This is a genomic window from Paenibacillus sp. CH40, assembly GCF_024213605.1.
Classification (GTDB): domain Bacteria; phylum Bacillota; class Bacilli; order Paenibacillales; family Paenibacillaceae; genus Paenibacillus; species Paenibacillus polymyxa_B.
Map to the genome: position 1 here is coordinate 57,613 of NZ_JANAVQ010000009.1, position 20,387 is coordinate 77,999.

A 20,387-nucleotide genomic window follows, 5' to 3' on the forward strand; every position below is an offset into this window, starting at 1 on the left:
TTATTAACATTAATAAATGTATTGCGTAAATTTCTAGTTTAAAGTTATAATTTTACAACTAAAATTCTATATGTTTCCTGCCGATATACCTAAAAGGACAATTTTACGTGTATAGAAACATTTAGATTTTATAAGGAGGTGAAAAATATATGCAATGGTATTTAAATGCATTAAAAAACTATGTAGGATTTCAAGGTAGAGCAAGACGTACAGAGTATTGGATGTTTATCCTATTTAGTGTAATCGTTAGCTTTATAATCAGTCTAATCGATAGTCTTGTAGGCTTATCACCGATATTGACTTACATTTATTCTTTGGCTGTCCTGCTGCCATCCTTGGCCGTCCTGGCCCGTAGACTGCATGATACAGGCAGAAGCGGATGGTGGATTCTAATCGCTCTGATTCCTCTGGTAGGGTCAATTATTTTGATTGTATTCACATGCCAAGACAGTCAGCCTAACGACAATAAATATGGGAAAAACCCTAAATTGTAATGGTTGTAGATGTCTAAAACCTCTTTCACTTTTGTGAAGGAGGTTTTTTTCATATCTGCATCTCCCCATCGAAATTTCAGCAGTAAGTTTATCTAGATCCCCCGGCGTCCATACTGGATTAAAAAGTATCCTCAAAGAGAGGGAGAACGTGCATGCGTTTTCGGAAAAGAACCCCCCCTAACAAAATTAAAAAGCCGCCAGTCCAGCACAGCGAAAGTAAGTCTGAGCATTCAGGAGAGCAGCTCAGTGCGAATATCGGAAGCAATCTTCAGCAAATCAGACAAGCACTCGGTAACAGCACTGACATCATCATAAGAGAAATTCGTATCGGCAAGGATGGTGACCAGCTCATTGCAATCCTCTATACGGACGGTTTGGCGGACAAAAATATAGTCTCCGACTTCATTATGGAATCGATGATGCTGGATAGTAGCTTGTCCAGAGACGTAGAGTGCAGGCTCCAGAACTCCTCTAGTGTCATGCAAGTATTAAAAGATTACGCTCTAACCATCGGGGGCATCCGGGAGATTATCGACTTTGAAACCTTATATAATGCGCTGTTGTCCGGGGATGCTGTCATTTTGATTGACGGTGAGACACAGGGAATAGTAGCCAGCGCACGTGGATGGAAGGATCGCGGTGTCACCGAGCCTGCCTCGGAAAATGTCGTCCGTGGGCCGCGGGAAGGATTTTCTGAGACACTGCGCACGAATACGGCATTGATTCGGCGTAAGATTAAAGATCCGAATTTGTGGCTGGAAACCAAACAAATCGGTCGTGTAACCCAGACCGAAGTCGCTGTCATGTATATCAAGGGGATTGCAAACCCTAAATTGGTCGAGGAAGTGCATGAGCGATTGAATCGCATTGATGTGGACGGCATTCTCGAAAGCGGGTATATCGAGGAGTTAATCCAAGACGAAACTTTTACGCCTTTTCCGACAGTGTACAACTCTGAACGCCCGGACGTGATCGCCGCCGAGCTGTTGGAAGGAAAAATCGCGATCCTGGTGGATGGAACCCCGTTTGTGCTTGTCGTGCCTGCGCTGTTTGTTTCCTTCCTGCATGCCGCGGAGGATTATTATCAGCGTGCAGACATTAGCAGCTTCATCCGGGTTCTTCGTTACACCGGAGTTTTTATCTCCCTGCTCGGTCCGTCCTTATATGTTGCCATCACTACGTTTCATCAGGAAATGCTGCCGACCTCACTGTTGATCGGTCTAGCGGCACAGCGGGAGGCTGTTCCCTTCCCTGCCTTTATTGAAGCACTCATGATGGAACTGACTTTTGAAATATTGCGGGAAGCTGGCGTTCGTATGCCGAAGTACATCGGGGCAGCCGTCTCTATCGTGGGCACACTCGTCATCGGACAAGCTGCCGTCGAGGCGGGCATCATATCTGCTGCGATGGTTATTGTCGTATCGATTACCGCGATTTCCAGCTTTGTACTTCCTGCCTATAATATGTCCATCGCTTTTCGTATGCTGCGGTTCCCCTTGATGGGACTTGCCGCTTCCTTTGGGCTGTTCGGAATTATCGTTGGAGGCATTGCCCTGATCCTGCATATGTGCAGTCTTCGTTCGTTCGGCGTTCCCTATATGACTCCTTTTGCACCTCTAATACCGACGGACACCAAAGATACCATATTTCGACTCCCTCACTGGATGATGATTTCACGTCCCCGGTTAGTCGATCAAAAGAATGTCAAACGTCGAAACAGCGCTCCACCTCGCAAATCAAGGGAATAAAAGAAAAGAGAAACAGTCGGAAAGGAGTGGATAATCATGAAGCGGAAGAAAGCGATTCTGTTCCTGATTCTTGCACTCGTTTTACTTCTGACGGGCTGTTGGAATCGCAGGGAGTTGAATGAACTTGCCATCGCCGTTGGTATGGGGATTGATAAACAAGGAGATCAATTCCGGGTCTCTCTCCAAGTGGTGGACCCTGGAAAAGCATCGGCCAAAAAAGGATCAGGCGGCGGCGCTCCAGCCACCTTGTATACAGAGGAAGCGGATACCATATTTGAAGCGATCCGAAAAATAACAACGATTAGCCCCCGGAGAATGTATTTTTCTCATCTGCGTATATGTGTAATCGGTGAGTCGATGGCCACCGAAGGAATGGCGAAAGCTTTAGATTTACTCTCCAGATATCATCAGTTCCGAACCGATTTTTATATTGTAGTGTCCAAGGGCACTAGTGCGGAGGATACATTAAAAATTATGACACCTTTAGATCCGATTCCCGCAAATGACCTTTTCTCCTCTCTGGAAACATCACAGAAAAACTGGTCGCCCACTACGACAGTAACTTTGGATGAATTGGTATCAGCACTCACCAGTGAAGGAATGCAGCCTGTCTTGACAGGACTCCGGATCGTTGGCAATAAAGAAATGGGAGAAACCAGCGGCAATGTGCAAGAGATCGCCCCATCCGCCCGATTACAGTATTCCGGACTTGCTGTATTTAGAAAAGACCGATTAATCGGTTGGTTAAATGAAACTGAAAGTAGGGGCTACAACTTCATCCTCGGCAAAGTGCAGAGCTCTGTCGGCTTTGTGGCTTGCCCCGAAGGCGGCAAAGTCGTCTCGGAAATCATTCGAACCCAAACCTCTATAAAAGGGAGCGTTTATAGGGGGGAGCCCCAGATTAATATAAAAATGCAGGTTGAGGCCAACGTGGGGGAAGTTGAATGTACTGGCCTGGATTTGACCCAGGTGGGGACGATTTATGACCTTGAAAACAAAGAGGAAGAAAAGATAGAAGAGATTATGAAAATGGCTGTAAGAAAAGCCCAAAAATCATACAAAGCTGATATTTTCGGATTCGGTGAAGCCATTCACCGTGCTGACCCGAGAACCTGGAAATCCATTAAAAAAAATTGGGATTATGAATACTTTACAGAATTACCTGTACATATCAAGGTGGATTTCAAGATTCGGCGCTTGGGTACGATTGGCAGCTCATTTTTGAATGATATTAAGGAGTAAGATCCCTTACCCTACAAAAGAAGGTGTTTTCCAAGATGCTGTCTCATATGGTGAACGTTTTGGGCATATTACTGATCGCTGCTGCAATCAGCTTGGTCGAGGTCCCCTACATGTGGAAAAAGGGATTAAAAAAAGAACTTTGGTTATTTTCCATCCTTCTCTTTGTTGCGGTCGGAATCAGCTGCGCCAAGGCATTACACTGGCTTATTCCCACTCCCCTGGATTGGATAACAGCCGTATATAGGCCATTTAGCGATTTCCTGACCTATATGGGTTTAATCAGATAAGACGAGGTGAACATTGGTGCCCGGACAGATTAAAATTTCAGCACGCCAAATTATGATATTAACAACTTTATTTACGATCGGGAGTGCAATCCTCATCGTCCCTTCGGGCATGGCATCGGTAGCCAAACAAGATGCGTGGATTGCCGCGCTCGTTGGAGTCGGGGTAGGGCTCCTTATCTTGTATATGTACAGCAAGATTGCATCTCTGTATCCAGAGATGACCCTGATTGGGATTATGGAAACCCTGCTCGGAAAATGGTTAGGCAAAGCGGCAGGTCTTCTGTTTTTCATCACACTATTCATCAATGCCCCTGCACCTGTTTTATTTTATATAGGAAATTTTATGACTACTCAAATGATACCGGAAACACCGATTCTAGCGGTAAATATTCTCTTTGCGCTTATTGTAGTATTGGCTGCTCGACTGGGTCTCGAAGTGCTGGTCCGTTCGGCTGAACTGCTATTTCCGTTATTTACTCTGCTTTATATTTCTTTTGTAGGTTTAGTGGTGTCCAATATTAAGCTGGAAAATGTTCAACCTGTATTGGAGGCGGGAGTTGGACCTATTTGGCCTGCTGCCCTGTCCTTTGTTAGCACTGTGTTTATACCTCATATTATTTTGCTCATGATCTTCCCGGCTTCTATAAATCGTTCCGCTCAAACCCGTAAAGCTTTTTTCATAGGCAGCGTGATTGGCGGATTGATGTTGGTCGTGGTGGTTGCATTGGCAATATTGGTATTAGGTCCTGAATTAACGGCAAGAAATATATATCCTAGCTATGCGTTAGCCAAAAAAATTAGCATCGGCAATTTTCTACAGCGCATCGAAGCAATCATGGCTACTATGTGGTTTATTTCGCTCTTTTTTAGAATTACGCTGTATATGCACACCACGGTGACAGCAATAGCCCAAATCTTCCGTTTGAAAGAAGACCGACAATTGGTGCTTCCTCTCGGAATGATTTTAGTCATCCTGTCCATCATCGTGTATCCTAATGTCCCTTACCAACACACCTATGATACAAAGACGTGGGTTCCTTACTCACTATCCATCGGGTTGTTTTTCCCCTTACTGCTGCTCTGTATTCATGGGATACGAACAATGTGGTCAAAGAAAAGGGCAGAATCCAAAGGGTAAATCACATCCATTATTCGCATCCGTGAATTTTTTTTGGCTTTACCTGTTTACATCCTCCTCTTTTAGTTTATTTTAAACGAGTATTAAGCTGGCGCTAAGATTGGGTGTGTATGATGTATATTAGAATCTGGTAACTACATAAGCCGGATCGGCTAAAGGCATAAACATTACTCCCGTTGGATATCCATATAAGGCTCCACCCTGTCAGAAATTGAATGAACACAAAGGAGATTTACACTTATGAATCGAAAACGAATGTTGGTCATCTGTACACTGTTGCTGGCGTTATCTATTGGGCAGTCTTCTACTTGGGGAAGTCGGGCTAATGCTGCTACACTGGCTCCAGAGAGAGCCCCTCAGGTACAGGATAATGAAGCTTCCAAGGATGATGAACTTTTGAAAACACTGGGCGCATCCTCGGATGAGCAATTGTATGAAGCGTTATATAACGGTCAAACCTTGGCAGATATTGCACAATCCAATAAACAGGACGCACAGGCTGTCGTTGATTTACAGGTAGCTCAGTTAACGGAGCAGTTGGATCAACGACTGGCCAATAAGAGCATTACGCCTGAGCAATACCAAGCCCATAAGGCAGAATTGACACAGGTCGTTGCTAAAAGTGTGTTCGGGCTGTAAGTTAGTGACATGACAGAATGTGAAAAAGGCGCTGAACCCATGGGGACCAGCGCCTTTTGGCTTGTCTATATTTGGTTGTAAATTACACTTGGTATACTCGGATCAAGTTAGTGGTGCCCGCCTCAGCGACAGGAACACCTGCTGACAGGACTACAGTATCGCCTTTATGGATATATCCTGCATTCAGCGCGTTACGGATGGAGGATTCGAACATTTCATCCGTTGTTGCTACTTTATCCCCCTTGATCGGGAATACGCCGGATAACAGGCAGATTTTAGCGAATACCGTATTATTCGGAGTAACCGCAATAATAGGTGCCTTCGGACGATATTTGGATACCATACGTGCCGTGAATCCGCTGGCAGTCGATGTAATAATTGCTTTCGCATCCAGCTCCAGGGACGAACTCACCGCACCCTGACTAATCACTTCGGTGATGTTGGTGCTTTGACGTGCTCTGCGCTTATCGAACTGCTCCTGATAATCGAATTGCGATTCTGCTCTGGCAGCTACAGCGGCCATGGTCCGTACAGACTCGACAGGATATTTACCCGCAGCTGATTCGCCCGACAGCATAACAACATCGGCTCCTTGCATAACGGCATTAAACACGTCACTAACTTCGGCTCTCGTCGGACGCGGGTTCACCTGCATGGATTCCAGCATGTGGGTAGCTACGATAACGGGTTTGCCGACCAGATTACACTTGTCGATCATTTCTTTTTGCATCACAGGCACATCTTGAATCGGCACTTCGACACCCAGATCGCCACGGGCTACCATAATGCCATCGGAAGCTTCGATAATATCATCCAGGTTTTCCATGCCTTCAGCATTTTCAATTTTGGAATAGATTTGTACATGCTCAGCATGATGTCCCTTCAAAATCTCACGGATTTCACGGATATCGTCGCCTTTACGCACAAAAGAAGCCGCAATAAGCTCAACACGCTGCTCCACCCCAAATTGGATGTGCCTCACATCTCGCTCCGTCACGCCTGGAAGGGTCGTATGAATCCCTGGCAGGTTTACACCTTTTCTCGGTTTCAAAATACCGCCGCTTACAATATTACAAATCATTTCCGTACCTTCGATGGAGGTTACAGTCAGATCAACCAAACCGTCGTCAATGAGAATGCGGTCGCCTGGTTTGATGTCCTTCGGCATATCCGGGTAATTTACTGAAATACGATGCTCGTCCCCTAGGATCTCTTCTGTGGTCAGAATGAGCTGGCTACCTGGTTTCAACAGACAAGATGCCTCTCTCAGCTTGCCAATCCGTATTTCTGGTCCTTTAATATCCATCATGACAGGTATAAAGGTATTCATTTCCTTCGCAGCCTGACGCACATTTTCGATACGTTTAACGTGATCTTCTAGCTCCCCGTGAGCCATATTCAAGCGGGCTACAGTCATACCAGCCTGGATCATTTCTTTTAGCAAATGAATGGAGTCACAGGCAGGTCCCATAGTACAAATAATTTTCGTTTTAAGCATAGTAATGTCATCCTCCTGAATGTCTTTACTGTATGGTTTTCTATTCCACTTTGCTTCTCTATCTACATTAAACTTATATAGCTCTATTCTACCTGTACCCGTGCACCAAGACTATGAACTATAGTATGATGAATGTACTACAGTATAATGAATGTTGAAGACATCGGGGAGTGAGTTTCGTGATTACATTGGTGGATATTCGGCAGGACAACGGTGTGGACTGGTATGAAAAGGCTGGTGCAAATAGCGACAACGATGACTTACTGTTCATTTTGGTCACCTTTGGCAAATGTGTATATTGGGTGAACGATTGCAAATTCATTCTCGGTAAGGGTGAAACACTGCTTTTACCCAGTCATCTGGATTACTATGGCAAGAGCATTCCTACGCTTTTTCATACCAAGTATGTGATACATTGCCGCAAAACATGTACGAACAGCACACTTCCCATATTGAATACTGACAAGCCGTTGTTGATCAAACCTGGATGCTACGATATGCTGCATGAACGGATCAAATCGATGTACTATCAATGGACTGAACACCCAAGCTACTACACCCTGATGGCTGACTGTCTGCTGACCGAGGCAATGATATATATGAATCAGGAATGGGACAAAGGCGCCATTTCTTGCGATCGAGAGCGACATGTGGAACATATGAAACAGTATATCCAGAACCACTACCGTGAAAAGGTAACCAAGGAGGAGCTTGGCGACGCCATCCGTAAAACCCCCAATTATGCCGCGACGCTGCTGCGTGAGGTAACACGCCAAACGATCAGCGAGCATGTACATACGCAACGTATTAAAACCGCCATCTACATGCTGACCGAGTCCCGGCTAACGATTCGTGAAATTTCGGAGTATGTGGGATATAGTGATGTTTCCTATTTTCATCGGATCTTCAAACGATTGACAGGCTGCTCGCCGTCCGAATTTCTGGATGAACGTTCCTCAATCGTTTAGGTGTGTCTCAAGCTATAAATAAAGACTAATTATTAGTGAAATAAAGTTGTGGGAAGACAATAAAAACACGATCTTGGTGCATCTTCAGAAAGAGAATGCTCACTTAGTCATTCACGCCTAGATACAATGTGGTTGCGACTCGTTTTCCTACAAGGAGCCGTCAGGCAAAATGCTCTTTAACAATATTGAACGTCTAATATCATGCAATTTAATCACGATCTGGTTGGCTTGAGTTTGGGAATATACTCTAAATAAAAAAGAACGCTCATTTTTATGAGCGTTCCAGGAAAAATCAGTTTTTCCCATCTTTTTTTTCGTAAACAAAATTATTCACGATAACTTGCTTTGTCTCAGCTGTTATCTGCTCTTGATTATCCCGATTTGCAACTTCATCACTTGGATACTCATTCGGAACTTCGACAGGGAGAAAATCCCCATGTTTTGAGTGTAAAATTTCCGCTGGTGAAGAAAACACTTTTTCATTTATTTCCTTCTTTTTTTCAGGCGTTAGCCAGTCAGGCTCATTGTTAGTTTTGGTTTGAAGCGTACTACTGTCTGCAAAAGTCTGACTTTTGATGACGGCAACCGCCCCTCCGACAACGACAGTTAGACTTAAGACAATAACAACCGTTCTGAATCGCTTGTTCACTCTCACTCCTCCCTTCTAAAAGTAATCTAGTTAAAAAAATTAATAGCCAATGAATCCATTTCCAGAAATAGTGTAGTCATTTAAATTATTTACTAATATTTGATATGTCCCAGGTCCTGGCGCTTTGATTTCAAACTTTGTATTTGTGCCCGTATATCTTCCGGAAACCAAGTGAACCTTGCCCAAATAATCTTTATTCACAAGTGTATAACCTACATCGGGTTGTGACCAAGAACTATCATCTCCCCACTGCACCACATTTATAGGCATAGTTATTGCATAATCAACATAAAACTTATCAGTCCAATATCCATCGTGCTTAGCAAGGTGGTCAAATGCCCAAGATGTCAGGGCCATGGGAGAAATCTTCTCGATTGATTGAGTTTTATCGCTTTCGCTTTTTACAATTACTGACTCTAGTGGTACTGCATTTGTTATAGCTTCATTATACTCTTCAAGCGTCAAACCGCTCAAGAGCGTATCAGAATTAACAATTGAAGAATACGGCGGGAATAGGGACTGGTTAGAAGAGTCTTTAGCAGATGAGGATGAATCTGCATAAGAACTTGAAGGATTCAGCCCGATTGCTACCAACATAACAACTAGCATAGTTACAAGAAATTTTTTCACAAATAACTGCCTCCCAATGCTAAATTTTAACAACTATTGTATAATAGCACAATCAACCCCCCTTGAATATATATTTTTTGAAATTTTTACATTAATGTTACATTTTTTTGAATATTCGAGATTCTGATGATACAATACATTCAATTCCACACATAAGCAAATACCCAAACTATCAGTTGTTGGCCAAGCATATAGGGGTCATCTGTTTAACTTATAAAATTATCAAACAGGAGATGAAGAATAAAAATTGGGTACAATCTATATATCAATAATTAGATGATGCAGCACTACTGCATTGCAATAAAAGGCCTAAATTGCGAATAACCATCCATGCTTAATGGAAAAATGGTCGCTCCACTTGGAACCCTGCTCTAGCAGTCCTTTTTGATTAGGGACCAAGAGCGTTCCATATAGAACGACCATCATATTTATAATTACGCGTATAAATCTGCGTGTATTCGCATTACTTGGGTGGTGTTAATTGGAGGAACCCGCTGTTTTGACCTCTTCCAACATTTTATCGTTATAGCCAAACATCCAGGTCAGGACAAAGGCTACAACCATAGCAGCCAAGTTCGCCAAAATGTAAAGCGGAAGCTGATGATTCATGTAGAGCAACGTCCCTGGAATGACCGTAACTGCCATGCCTGTAGCCGCCAAATGGAAGACAGAAGCGATAAAACCGCCAACCGCCCCACCGATAAGGCCCATAACAAAAGGCTTCATGTATCTCAGGTTGACCCCGAAAATAGCCGGCTCCGTAATCCCCAGAAAAGCAGACAACGAGGAAGGAAGTGCCAACGCTTTCAGCTTGCTATTCTTCGTTTTCAGCCCAACCGCCAGACAGGCAGCACCTTGAGCAGCCATAGCGCAGGTAATGATGGCGTTAAAGGCATTTACTCCGTTCTTTTCAAGCAGTTGAATTTCCAAGAAATTAAATATATGATGCACACCTGTAACGACGATAATCTGATGCAAGAAACCGATGACAATCCCTGCAATACCGAAAGGCAAATCCAGCACAAACGTTGTTCCGTGCAGCACCCATTCTTCGAGTGAATGGAAAATCGGACCAATGGCAAACAATCCCAAAGTGATCATGATCAACAGTGTTAAAAACGGTGTGAGAATCAGATCTAGCGCTTCAGGCACCCGTTTGCGCAGCGCTCGCTCCAGCTTGGCTCCGATCAAGCCCACGAAGAAAGCTGGCAATACCGAGCCTTGATAGCCCACTACAGGAATGAACCCGAACATCGTCAACGGATGGGCTGAGCCGTCCGCAACACTATAAGCGTTGGGCAAGGCCGGGTTTACCAGCATCAGACCGAGAACGATACCCAGCACTGGACTACCGCCGAATACTCTAAAGGCTGACCATGCGACTAACGCTGGCAGAAAAGCAAAGGCCGTATCCGTTAATACTTGTGTGTATAATAGAAAATTGGGTGAAATGTCCTGTGGCGTCATGCCGAGTAGAGCGAGAATTTGCGGCTGAGTGAGCAAGCCACGTAGCCCCATGAACAGCCCCGTAGCAACCAGCACAGGAATAATGGGTACAAACACATCGCCAAAGGTACGAATGGAGCGTTGGAAGACGTTACCTTCCTTTTTCGCCTGACTCTTCACCTCTTCTTTAGATGAACCGGTCACGCCAAGCTTTTCGACCTCTTCAAAAATTCGATTTACCGTACCTGTACCAAAAATAATCTGATATTGCCCGGAATTGAAGAAAGCACCCTTGACCTTGTCGATCTCCTCAACTTTTTTCTGATCAATCTTCTCCTTGTCATGCACCATAATCCGCAAGCGCGTCGCACAATGAGCAAAAGATGCAATATTTTCTTGCCCACCGATTGCCTGGATCACTTCTTTAGCTATTTCTCTGTTTTCCGCCATGATGTTCATCCTCTCGTTCATCCCGTTATGTTTGATGATTAACGAACCACTTGATGTTTCAGCCTACTCATGTAAAATCCCATTTTACCGCCTGGAAGAGAGCCTCTCCCTTGTCGGCAAAAAAGCGTATTTCGTCACTCTCTGGATGCGGAAAAATACGACTGGTGAACACCTCTTCCCCATCGTTGACGAAAATCTCAACTGAAGACGCATCTACAAACAAATGTAGTTTGATATGATCTTTATCCCATGGACACTGCCGTACCTCACCATACGAAGTGGCTACAGGCTCACCCGATTGCGAACGGTCCAATACAAGTTTGCGACTGACGGCATTATATTTAATCACCGTCTTCTCAGTCTCACTCGCACGGAATTCAATACCAAACACCTTAGCGCTCAAAAGATCTACCTCACAGATCAGCTCATAGGCCGTACCTGTAAATCCTTCATAGGTTTTGCTCTCTGAAAATAACGTGTCAGCTACCCGATCCTCACGATTTCTACGCAGCGTAGTCAGCTCAGGGATCGGCCGCTGCAAGAGTTTGCCCTCATGAAGCGTAAGCTCCCTTGGTAATGTCAGACAATGAGCCCATCCGTTCGGATCTGTGGGATATTCGATATCCGGCAGGCCCATCCATGCCACCATAATACGCCGCCCCTGTGGGTCAATCATCGTCTGTGGCGCATAGAAGTCAAAGCCTCTATCGAGCTCGTGGAATGCACCGTGCTCCAGCGTTCTTGTTTCGGTATCCAACGGCTTGCCGATTACGTAGCCCGATTGATAAATATTGCGATTTTCATCCCCAGAAGGCTCCAAGCCCTGAGGAGAAAAGATCAAGACTCCCGCTTCGTTCAGTTCAAAATAATCCGGACATTCCCACATGTAGCCAAACGACTCCAGGCCTGTGCACAATTCTCCCTCAAACTCCCACGTACGAAGGTCGGTTGATCGGTAGAGGACGGCACAGCCTGTTAAATTCGTTCTCTGGGCACCAATCACACAGTAAAAGCTATCGCCGTCTTTCCATAGCTTGGGATCACGAAAATGGTCTGTATACCCTTCTGGCACATTGGAAATAACGGGGTGCTCCCATTTAGTAATGTGACCATTCTCGTCCATAACAGCCATGCATTGATAAGGATGTCTGATCCAGTCTTCATCTCGTGCATTTCCCGTATACAGCATATATAACTTGCCCTCATGCTCCAGTGCGCTGCCCGAATAAGCCCCATGTGAATCAAAATAATCCCCAGGTGCGATGCCAATACCCGCACTATTCCATGTGACCAAATCATTGGATTTCAGGTGATACCAATATTTCATCCCGTGATCCGTTCCGAGCGGAAACCACTGATAAAATAAGTGGTATTCACCTTGGTAATATGAAAAGCCATTGGGGTCATTGAGCAAACCTGTCGGTGGTTGGATATGAAATGCCTGCCGCCAGTGACATTGCTCCACTTTCTCCTCCAAGCCGGCTATTTCACCGGGCTCTGCCTGCTCGATCATTCGATACTTTTGTTCTCTTGTCATTTTCATAGTTGTACCTCATTTTTATTAAAACTTCGCTTTGGGAACCGGTTCCAAATTAATGAAAAAAATATTTGATCGGAACCGGTTCCTATACGATTAAAAAAATGCTATCTATGGATTTGCAACCGATTCCATTTGTGCCCGAATGCTATGGAACCGGTTTCGTAGAAATTATAATCCACTTGTTCAGCGTTTGTCAACGCTTTCTCTTTCGATAAGAGAATAATTCATGACCGTCACTTTTTCTACCGATTTATGTTCTACCAGCCGCATAATATTTTGCGCTGCTACACGTCCAGCCTCCATATACGGATATTGAACGGTTGTCAGGGCAGGGTGAATGACCTCCGTAATATCGTATCCCCCAAAGCCAGTTACCGACAAATCCAACGGGATAGCAATCCCTCTGGAATAAGCCGCATTGATTACGCCCAGCGCGATATTATCTGTAGCACACACCATTAACGTTGGCTTGAAATGGTCCAAAATGGCGGATGCAGCAATCCGTGCATCGGACATTTTAAATCCGGTCTCATAGTATCTGATATCATACCCTGCTGCTCGCATCGCATCGTCCGTATGAGACTCAGCAGGCAATGCATCGCGAACAGCCTGCCTAAAGCCCTCCTTGCGCTGCACACCGACGGCAACATCCTTTTCAGTAACACCAACGTAGGCAATTTCGCGGTGTCCCTGTGACAAAACGTACGTGCCGATATCATATCCTGCACGATAGTCATCATGGATAAGACTATGAAGCTGCTCGTGCTGCTGGCCCACCAGCAACACCGGAATACCAATGTCACGAATCGCGGCCAGATGGTCGTCTGTAATTTGAGCAGCCAGCAAAATGATGCCCGAAATCTTTTGTCTTCCCAGCTCATAAATGGCTTCGATTTCACGCTGTACATCCTGGCTCGTATTAGAGATCAGCATCTGATAATGCTGAGAACGCAGTTCCTCATCAATCCCCATCAGCGTATGAGATGTCGCAAAAGAATCCAGACGCGGCACAACGGTGCCGATGATGTTGGTCCGCTTCGCCTTAAGACTCTGGGCAAAGGCATTGGGCACATAGCCCGTGGCTTTAACCACTTTTTCAATTTTTCGTTTCGTATCCACGCTGACAGACCCGCCGTTCAAAAAACGGGATACCGTGCTCTTGGATACGCCAGCCATTTGGGCTATATCTGCAATCGTCTTATTCATGAAGTCCCCCGGTGATTTTTCGTATTCACAAGCTTCCAAAACATCTCTTTTCATATAACCCTATAATACCATATGGCGGGATTGGATTGCTGTAGCCCCAGACCCATCATGCACAAACAAAACGCCGTCCCTTCAGTGAAGAAGGAAACGGCGTCTTATGATGAACGTAATTTTTTAAAAATCAAAGTTATCCGGATCTGGACCTACCCGAAGATCGGCATTTAAAGCCTGGATTCGATCCATATCCTCGCCCGTCAGTTCGAAGTCAAAAATGTCGGCATTTTCGACGATCCGATGCGCCTTGGTAGACTTGGGAATGGTGACAACTCCCTGCTGCACATCCCAGCGTAAAATCACTTGCGCCACCGATTTGCCGTACTTGGTCGCTATGTCTTGCAGTACCGGATGATCGAGCAATTGGCCTTGCATTAACGGAGACCAAGCTTCCATTTGAATGTCGTTCTTTTGACAGAATTGCAACAGCTCGGCTTGCGTTAATTGTGGATGGAATTCCACCTGATTGATCATGGGCTTAATTTCGGCATCCTTCATGAGATCTTCCAAATGATGAATCTGGAAGTTGCTGACTCCAATGGCCTTAATCCGTCCTTCTTTATATAAGGATTCCAACGCTCTCCAAGCTTCTTTATACTTTCCTTGAACTGGCCAATGAATCAGATATAGATCCAGATATTCCAGACCCAGCTTGTCCAGACTGGCTTCATAAGCTGCTCGTGTCTCTTCATAGCCTAAATCTGCATTCCACACTTTGGACGTGACGAACAGTTCTTCTCTGGGCAGATTATTTTCCTGAAGGGCTTCCTGAATAGCCTGCCCTACACTGCTTTCGTTCGCATAGATTGCAGCTGTATCTATACTGCGGTAGCCATGCTTTACAGCAGCCTTTATAGCATCGACCAGCTCCGAACCTTCTTCCACTTTAAATACCCCGATGCCAAACCAAGGCATGCGAACTCCGTTGTTTAACAATGTTGTGCTTTGTAAGTTTTGTGTCATTTTGAATCTTCCTCTCTATTTTTTAAAAGCTTTAACCTGTAATGGGGGTTGTATCCCTTTTTTCGAGCATACGACTCCAGCCTGTGAGCAAAACCGCAACGAAAACCATAATGCTCCCGATCCAGGCCGTATGAATGAGACCGAGTGAATCCGTTACAATCCCGCCTACATAAGCTCCGATTGCTATCCCTGCGTTGAAAGCTGCAATATTAACAGCAGAGGCAACATCGACAGCTTTGGGTGCAAACCGTTCGGCTAACATGACGACATATACCTGTAGCCCGGGCACGTTCATAAACGCAAGCAATCCCATAAAGAAGATCGTAATCAGTCCTGCCGTTTTAAAAGGTGCCGTGAACAACAGGAGAAACAGGATCACTGCTTGAATCAGAAACATGTAAAACAAAGCTGAAAGCGGCTTGCGGTTTGCTGCTTTTCCGCCAATAACATTCCCGATGGCAATCGCAATTCCATACAGCAAAAGTATAAACGTTACCGTACTTTGCTGAAATCCGGTTATGTCGTGAAGTAATGGAGATAAATAAGTAAATACCACAAATGTGCCTCCATACCCCAAAGCTGTAATGATAAATGCGAGTAGCAAGCGACCATTGGTAACCAGTTTGACCTGCTCGCGGAAAGGAGTCTTGTTCCCTTTGCGCAGCGTAGATGGCAGCAGAATCAGATTGGCGATGAGTGCCACTACACCGACGACCACAATCGCCATAAATGCTGCCCTCCAACCCCATTGCTGCCCAATGTAGGTACCCAAAGGTACGCCTGTAACCGTGGCTACGGTCAACCCGGAGAACATAATGGAAATCGCACTCGCTCGCCGATCATCCGGCACAAGATCGGCCGCGATGGTGGAACCGATGGACATGAACACCCCATGAGCGAACGCCGAGATCACACGTGCAATCAGCAGCAAGGCAATTCCGCTAGAGACCGCAGCGAGGCTGTTGCCTGCAATAAATATAATCATGATCCACAGCAGCAACGTTTTACGGGGAACACTTGATGTTAATGAGGTCAAGACAGGTGCCCCGATGGTGACCCCTAATGCATACAGCGTTACAGTTAGTGCAGACATCGTTACAGATATGTGCAAGTCTTCAGCAATCAGGGGAAGCAGTCCCACGCTGATGAACTCAGTTGTCCCAATCGCAAAGGCGCTTACGGCTAGAGCCAGTAATGGCCAGATACTTCGTTTTGATTCTGGCGACATGTTTTTCACTCCTATCTATAGAAATCTTCGACCAGCAGATGTTATTATGAGTTATTCAAGCAAATATGAACAGTACGTACTTTTTAGTGATATAGGTACTAAAAAGTACCCTAAATAAAGTTCTTTTTAATCAAAACAGGCTGTTAAGGTATGTATAACAGAAGCGATACACATGGGGGGATCGGCATTGGGGAAGAAAAAATACAATATCTCTGTTGAGGCGACGTTAGAGGTGATCGGGGGGAAATGGAAATGCGTCATTCTGTGTCATTTGACACATGGAAAGATGCGGACAAGCGAATTAAAACGGATGATGCCTTCCATAACACAAAAAATGCTGACTCAGCAGCTTCGTGAATTAGAGGAAGACGGCATTGTCAATCGGATTAGCTATAATCAGGTTCCACCCAAGGTGGAGTACGAGCTTAGTGAATATGGATGTAGTCTGAAAGGCATTTTAGATTCTCTTTGTGCTTGGGGAGAAAGACATATTATTAAAGAATACGGGGATAAATCTGCGGTTTTGGAAGATAACATTCTGAATAATTTGTAAAGCCAAAAAGAGCGCCCGCAATACATCAGCAGGCGCTTTCTCTCTCTCCGAATTCCAAGGGTTACGAATTGGACATCATTTTAATTTGTGAAATCAATGACCATGCGTCCTTGAATTTTGCCCTGCTCCATCTCCTCGAAGATCTCATTAATGTCTTCGAGCGGACGTTTTTGTACAAGAGGGACGACTTTACCTTCTGCAGCGAACTGGAACGCTTCTTTAAGGTCTTCACGAGTGCCGACCAAGGAGCCAATAACTTGAATGCCGTCCAGAACCAGGCGTGGAATGTCCAGATCCATCTTATCGGTTGGGAGACCTACAGCTACGACACGCGCGCCGGCCTTCACAACGTCGATGGCCTGGTTGAAAGGTGTTTTGGCAACAGCAGTAACCACGGTTGCATCCAGACCAGCACCGTTTGTTAACTCCTTAGCTCGAGCGACCGGATCTTCTTTCATGCTGTTAACGATATAGTCAGCACCAATTTGTTTGGCCAGTTCTAGTTTTTCATCACTGATGTCAAAGGCTACAACTTTAGCATTGAATACATTTTTGGCGTATTGCACAGCCAGGTTACCCAAGCCACCAATGCCGAAGATACCGATCCATTGTCCTGGTTTGACTTCACTTACTTTAACTGCTTTATATGTGGTAACCCCTGCGCAAGTTACACTACTTGCAGCGGCAGGATCAAGACTATCTGGTACTTTGACCGCGTAGTCAGCTGTGACAATACATTGCTCTGCCATTGCACCGTCTACCGTATATCCGGCATTTTTAACTTCACGACACAGCGTTTCCCGCCCGGTTAGGCAATATTCGCAGTGACCGCAGCTTTGGAACATCCAGGCAATACTTACGCGATCACCAATCTTAAGACTGGTTACTCCTTCACCTAATTCAATGACTTTCCCAATACCTTCATGCCCCAGAACTCTGCCTGTGACATCACCGAAATCTGCATTTTTTACATGTAAATCTGTGTGGCAAACTCCGCAATACTCGACTTGGACTAACGCTTCCCCATGCTTCAGGGAGCGTAAAGGTTTCTCTTCTACACTGACTTTCTTGTCTTTTGTAACAATTGCTGCTTTCATGTAGATCTCTCCTTTAAATAATATGGAATTATTTTGTAATGCACACTCCATTATTATAGTAACTCTTGCCCAAAAAGGACAAACATAAATCTAACTTACTAACTTAAAACTATTTAATCGAAAAATGCTTCTTTCTAAGTCCTTGGACCCTTGTAGGAACTTTGTACAATAATTTACAATGTAAAAAGTTTCACATACTCTATTTGGAAGAAGGATAAAGAAACATGAAAAAAAACTGGAAAGGTTGCCTGTTCAGCATATTTGCCATTATCTTGGTTGTGTCAGTAACAGGATGCAATTCACAGCCCGCCATTTCTAGTACCACCAGCACTTCATCCTCATCAGCTACCAACGCTCATGCGGTTGTTCAAAAAGGCCCGCACTGGTCTTATGAAGGAGATCAGGGACCGGAGCATTGGGGAGAGCTGGAAAAAGATTTTGTTGCTTGTGGTAACGGCCACGAACAATCTCCTGTCAATATAGAGCATACCCATTTGGAAGCATCGCAAACGCAGCAACCGCTGCAAGTTCATTACACTAATACGAAAGCATCCATTTTGAATAATGGGCACACTGTGCAAATCAATGTTGCCGATGCCAGCAATAGCATCATGCTGGACGGTACTAAATTCACTTTAAAGCAGTTTCATTTTCATCACCCGAGCGAACACCAAATAGATGGTAAAAATGCTGAGATGGAGCTTCATTTTGTCCATCAAAGCGACAACGGAAGCACAGCTGTCTTAGGAGTCCTTATCCAAAGTGGCAAAGAAAACAAGGCTTTCAACCGCATTTGGTCCAAACTACCGAAGGATAATTCCCAAGAAGCGACGGCTCTAGATGAAGAAATAGATCTCGCTGCGCTGCTGCCAAAAGACCTGCACTCCGTTCGGTACAATGGATCGCTGACTACCCCGCCATGCACAGAACATGTAAATTGGACAGTGCTGGAGCAGCCTATTGAAATGTCCGCAGACCAAATCAACCAGTTTGCTGCCATTTTTCCGGATAACCATCGTCCTGTACAACAACTGGGAACCCGGGAACTGACTGCCGATAAATAATAAAATAAAGTGCCGTAAGATGTAAGGTGCATTCTATATATAAATACACCCCAAAAGCCCCCTCTATTCATCTAGTTAGAGGGGGCTTTTCGGTATTACATTTACTGCTCATTACAAGCGCACCAGTTCCTCCACCTTCACCGGTTGACCTGTACGCATAGAACGGTTGGCGGCAATGCCTGTTAAAATGGACCATGCACCGTCAATATGTGAGGCCGCACGATGAAACCGATCCTCTGCCGGCTTATCGAAAATATCACGCAGCATAACTGGATCTCCTCCGCCATGACCACCCTGGCCTTCCTCTACTTCGACTTCATAAGGCGCTGCAAAGTGGGGATAGATGGTGATGGTCTTCTCTTTTAGCGCACCCTCATCTGCCTTGCTGCCACCGGAATTAACATAGGATTGCTCGGATACCCGAACCTCCATCCGTCCCTTCGTGCCGTTAAATACGATGATAAAGCCCTCCCAAGGCATGTAAGCATTCAGCGAATAGTTCATTACCGTCTTGTTCTGATACTTCACCATGACACTCAGCGTATCTTCAATGCTGATATTGTCGCCAAATACGCTTTGATCCCGCACATAGCCATCCTCATGCTCAGCATCCAGATACATGCTTTTTAGATGCTCGTTACGGTCCAGGTGTAGCGCAAAGGGGTCATTTTCCGCTGCCTTGCTGCCGTAAGCCCGTTGATAAAACTCCGTCACGCCACGCTGCTCCGCATTTTCCCGGCCGTAAAATTTCAGATCTCCCATCGCATACACCGTCTCCGGTTTCGAGCCAAGCCAGAAGTTCATCAAATCAAAATGATGCGTCGATTTATGCACCAACAGACCGCCGCTATTGCGCTTGTCCCGGTGCCACCGACGGAAATAATCCGCGCCATGCTGTGTATTCAGCAGCCATTCGAAATTGACTGACAGCACCTCTCCGATCGTTCCGTCCATGATCAGCTCACGGATTTTCGTATTATGCGGCGCATAGCGGTAGTTAAAGGTGACGCGTAGCTTCCGTCCCGTGCGGTCTATGGCATCCAAAATGTCTTGGCATTTATCTTCATCCACCGTCATCGGCTTCTCGGAAATGACATCACAGCCCAGCTCCATCGCCCGGATAATATACCGATGATGCACCCGGTCAATGGTCGTGACAATGACGATATCCGGCTTCGTCTCCGCGATCATCCGATCAAACTCGTGAGCTTTATAGGTCGGAATCGGCTCATGCTCGTATTTCTCCTGCAGCAGCTGATTGGCATAATCCATTCTCGTCTGATTGACGTCACAGAACGCGATCAGCTCCGAGGTATCTTTGAAAACGGTAACAACTTCACCGTAAAAAAATTCGGCTCTTCCTCCAGTACCCACAAGTGCATATTTGATTTTAGCCAATTGGTTCACACCCTTTACATGAATTGCTTTTATTTTATAGTATAAGAAAGAGCAAAATCTTCGCTTTTATTATGATTTTTCCCGTAAAGTATACA

18 protein-coding genes are annotated in these 20,387 nt (G+C 45.1%); 8 read left to right on the top strand and 10 right to left on the bottom strand.

Annotated elements, in window-relative coordinates; translation table 11 throughout:
• The first annotated feature begins 149 nt into the window (after positions 1-149).
• From NLX73_RS21215 to NLX73_RS21240, 5 genes are all read left to right on the top strand, one after another.
• On the top strand, positions 150-494 hold the full coding sequence (locus tag NLX73_RS21215; RefSeq protein ID WP_254327263.1) for a DUF805 domain-containing protein: 345 nt from the start codon (positions 150-152) through the stop codon (positions 492-494).
• Between the two features lie 152 nt (positions 495-646).
• Entirely contained in the window at positions 647-2,242 is a 1,596-nt protein-coding gene (locus NLX73_RS21220) for a spore germination protein (protein ID WP_254327264.1), read from the top strand.
• 36 nt (positions 2,243-2,278) lie between these two features.
• Complete coding sequence (locus NLX73_RS21225; protein WP_254327265.1) at positions 2,279-3,484, top strand: Ger(x)C family spore germination protein; 1,206 nt, start codon at positions 2,279-2,281, stop codon at positions 3,482-3,484.
• Between the two features lie 303 nt (positions 3,485-3,787).
• Positions 3,788-4,909 (top strand): GerAB/ArcD/ProY family transporter, encoded by a 1,122-nt coding sequence (locus NLX73_RS21235; RefSeq protein ID WP_254327267.1) that lies wholly within the window; start codon positions 3,788-3,790, stop codon positions 4,907-4,909.
• 240 nt (positions 4,910-5,149) lie between these two features.
• Positions 5,150-5,548, top strand: coding sequence for a hypothetical protein (locus NLX73_RS21240; RefSeq protein ID WP_254327268.1), 399 nt, complete (start codon positions 5,150-5,152; stop codon positions 5,546-5,548).
• An 82-nt stretch (positions 5,549-5,630) separates the two neighbouring features.
• Here NLX73_RS21240 and pyk read toward each other — a convergent pair whose 3' ends face one another.
• The gene (gene pyk / locus NLX73_RS21245; protein WP_023986598.1) at positions 5,631-7,046 is read right to left on the bottom strand and encodes a pyruvate kinase; all 1,416 of its coding nucleotides are present in this window, start codon (positions 7,044-7,046) and stop codon (positions 5,631-5,633) included.
• A 179-nt stretch (positions 7,047-7,225) separates the two neighbouring features.
• On the opposite strand from pyk, the gene NLX73_RS21250 reads away from it, so the two are divergent.
• The gene (locus NLX73_RS21250) at positions 7,226-8,014 is read left to right on the top strand and encodes a helix-turn-helix domain-containing protein (RefSeq protein WP_254327269.1); all 789 of its coding nucleotides are present in this window, start codon (positions 7,226-7,228) and stop codon (positions 8,012-8,014) included.
• Positions 8,015-8,306: 292 nt separating this feature from the next.
• On the opposite strand, the gene NLX73_RS21255 is transcribed toward NLX73_RS21250, so the two are convergent.
• From NLX73_RS21255 to NLX73_RS21285, 7 genes are all read right to left on the bottom strand, one after another.
• A complete protein-coding gene (locus tag NLX73_RS21255) occupies positions 8,307-8,663 on the bottom strand; it encodes a hypothetical protein (RefSeq protein ID WP_051718046.1) in 357 nt (118 codons plus the stop codon).
• Positions 8,664-8,702: 39 nt separating this feature from the next.
• Positions 8,703-9,293 carry a hypothetical protein gene (locus tag NLX73_RS21260; protein ID WP_238808316.1) on the bottom strand — a complete coding sequence of 197 codons (591 nt, stop codon included), beginning with the start codon at positions 9,291-9,293 and terminating at the stop codon, positions 8,703-8,705.
• A gap of 477 nt (positions 9,294-9,770) precedes the next feature.
• Positions 9,771-11,189 carry a sucrose-specific PTS transporter subunit IIBC gene (locus NLX73_RS21265; protein WP_013308350.1) on the bottom strand — a complete coding sequence of 473 codons (1,419 nt, stop codon included), beginning with the start codon at positions 11,187-11,189 and terminating at the stop codon, positions 9,771-9,773.
• A gap of 67 nt (positions 11,190-11,256) precedes the next feature.
• Positions 11,257-12,732, bottom strand: a complete 1,476-nt coding sequence (locus NLX73_RS21270; protein WP_165179601.1) for a glycoside hydrolase family 32 protein — start codon at positions 12,730-12,732, stop codon at positions 11,257-11,259.
• A gap of 180 nt (positions 12,733-12,912) precedes the next feature.
• Positions 12,913-13,935, bottom strand: a complete 1,023-nt coding sequence (locus NLX73_RS21275) for a LacI family DNA-binding transcriptional regulator (RefSeq protein WP_165179600.1) — start codon at positions 13,933-13,935, stop codon at positions 12,913-12,915.
• Positions 13,936-14,109: 174 nt separating this feature from the next.
• The gene (locus tag NLX73_RS21280; RefSeq protein WP_165179599.1) at positions 14,110-14,952 is read right to left on the bottom strand and encodes an aldo/keto reductase; all 843 of its coding nucleotides are present in this window, start codon (positions 14,950-14,952) and stop codon (positions 14,110-14,112) included.
• A 31-nt stretch (positions 14,953-14,983) separates the two neighbouring features.
• Positions 14,984-16,180, bottom strand: coding sequence for an MFS transporter (locus tag NLX73_RS21285; RefSeq protein ID WP_061830747.1), 1,197 nt, complete (start codon positions 16,178-16,180; stop codon positions 14,984-14,986).
• Between the two features lie 187 nt (positions 16,181-16,367).
• Here NLX73_RS21285 and NLX73_RS21290 point away from each other — a divergent pair, with 187 nt between their 5' ends.
• Positions 16,368-16,733: a winged helix-turn-helix transcriptional regulator gene (locus NLX73_RS21290; RefSeq protein WP_069292048.1), complete on the top strand. Its 366-nt coding sequence runs from the start codon at positions 16,368-16,370 to the stop codon at positions 16,731-16,733.
• Positions 16,734-16,813: 80 nt separating this feature from the next.
• Here NLX73_RS21290 and adhP read toward each other — a convergent pair whose 3' ends face one another.
• Positions 16,814-17,830, bottom strand: a complete 1,017-nt coding sequence (gene adhP / locus NLX73_RS21295) for an alcohol dehydrogenase AdhP (RefSeq protein WP_061830749.1) — start codon at positions 17,828-17,830, stop codon at positions 16,814-16,816.
• A 224-nt stretch (positions 17,831-18,054) separates the two neighbouring features.
• Here adhP and NLX73_RS21300 point away from each other — a divergent pair, with 224 nt between their 5' ends.
• Positions 18,055-18,894 carry a carbonic anhydrase gene (locus NLX73_RS21300; protein WP_165179598.1) on the top strand — a complete coding sequence of 280 codons (840 nt, stop codon included), beginning with the start codon at positions 18,055-18,057 and terminating at the stop codon, positions 18,892-18,894.
• 111 nt (positions 18,895-19,005) lie between these two features.
• Here NLX73_RS21300 and NLX73_RS21305 read toward each other — a convergent pair whose 3' ends face one another.
• A complete protein-coding gene (locus tag NLX73_RS21305; protein WP_254327270.1) occupies positions 19,006-20,292 on the bottom strand; it encodes a Gfo/Idh/MocA family protein in 1,287 nt (428 codons plus the stop codon).
• Positions 20,293-20,387: the final 95 nt, after the last annotated feature.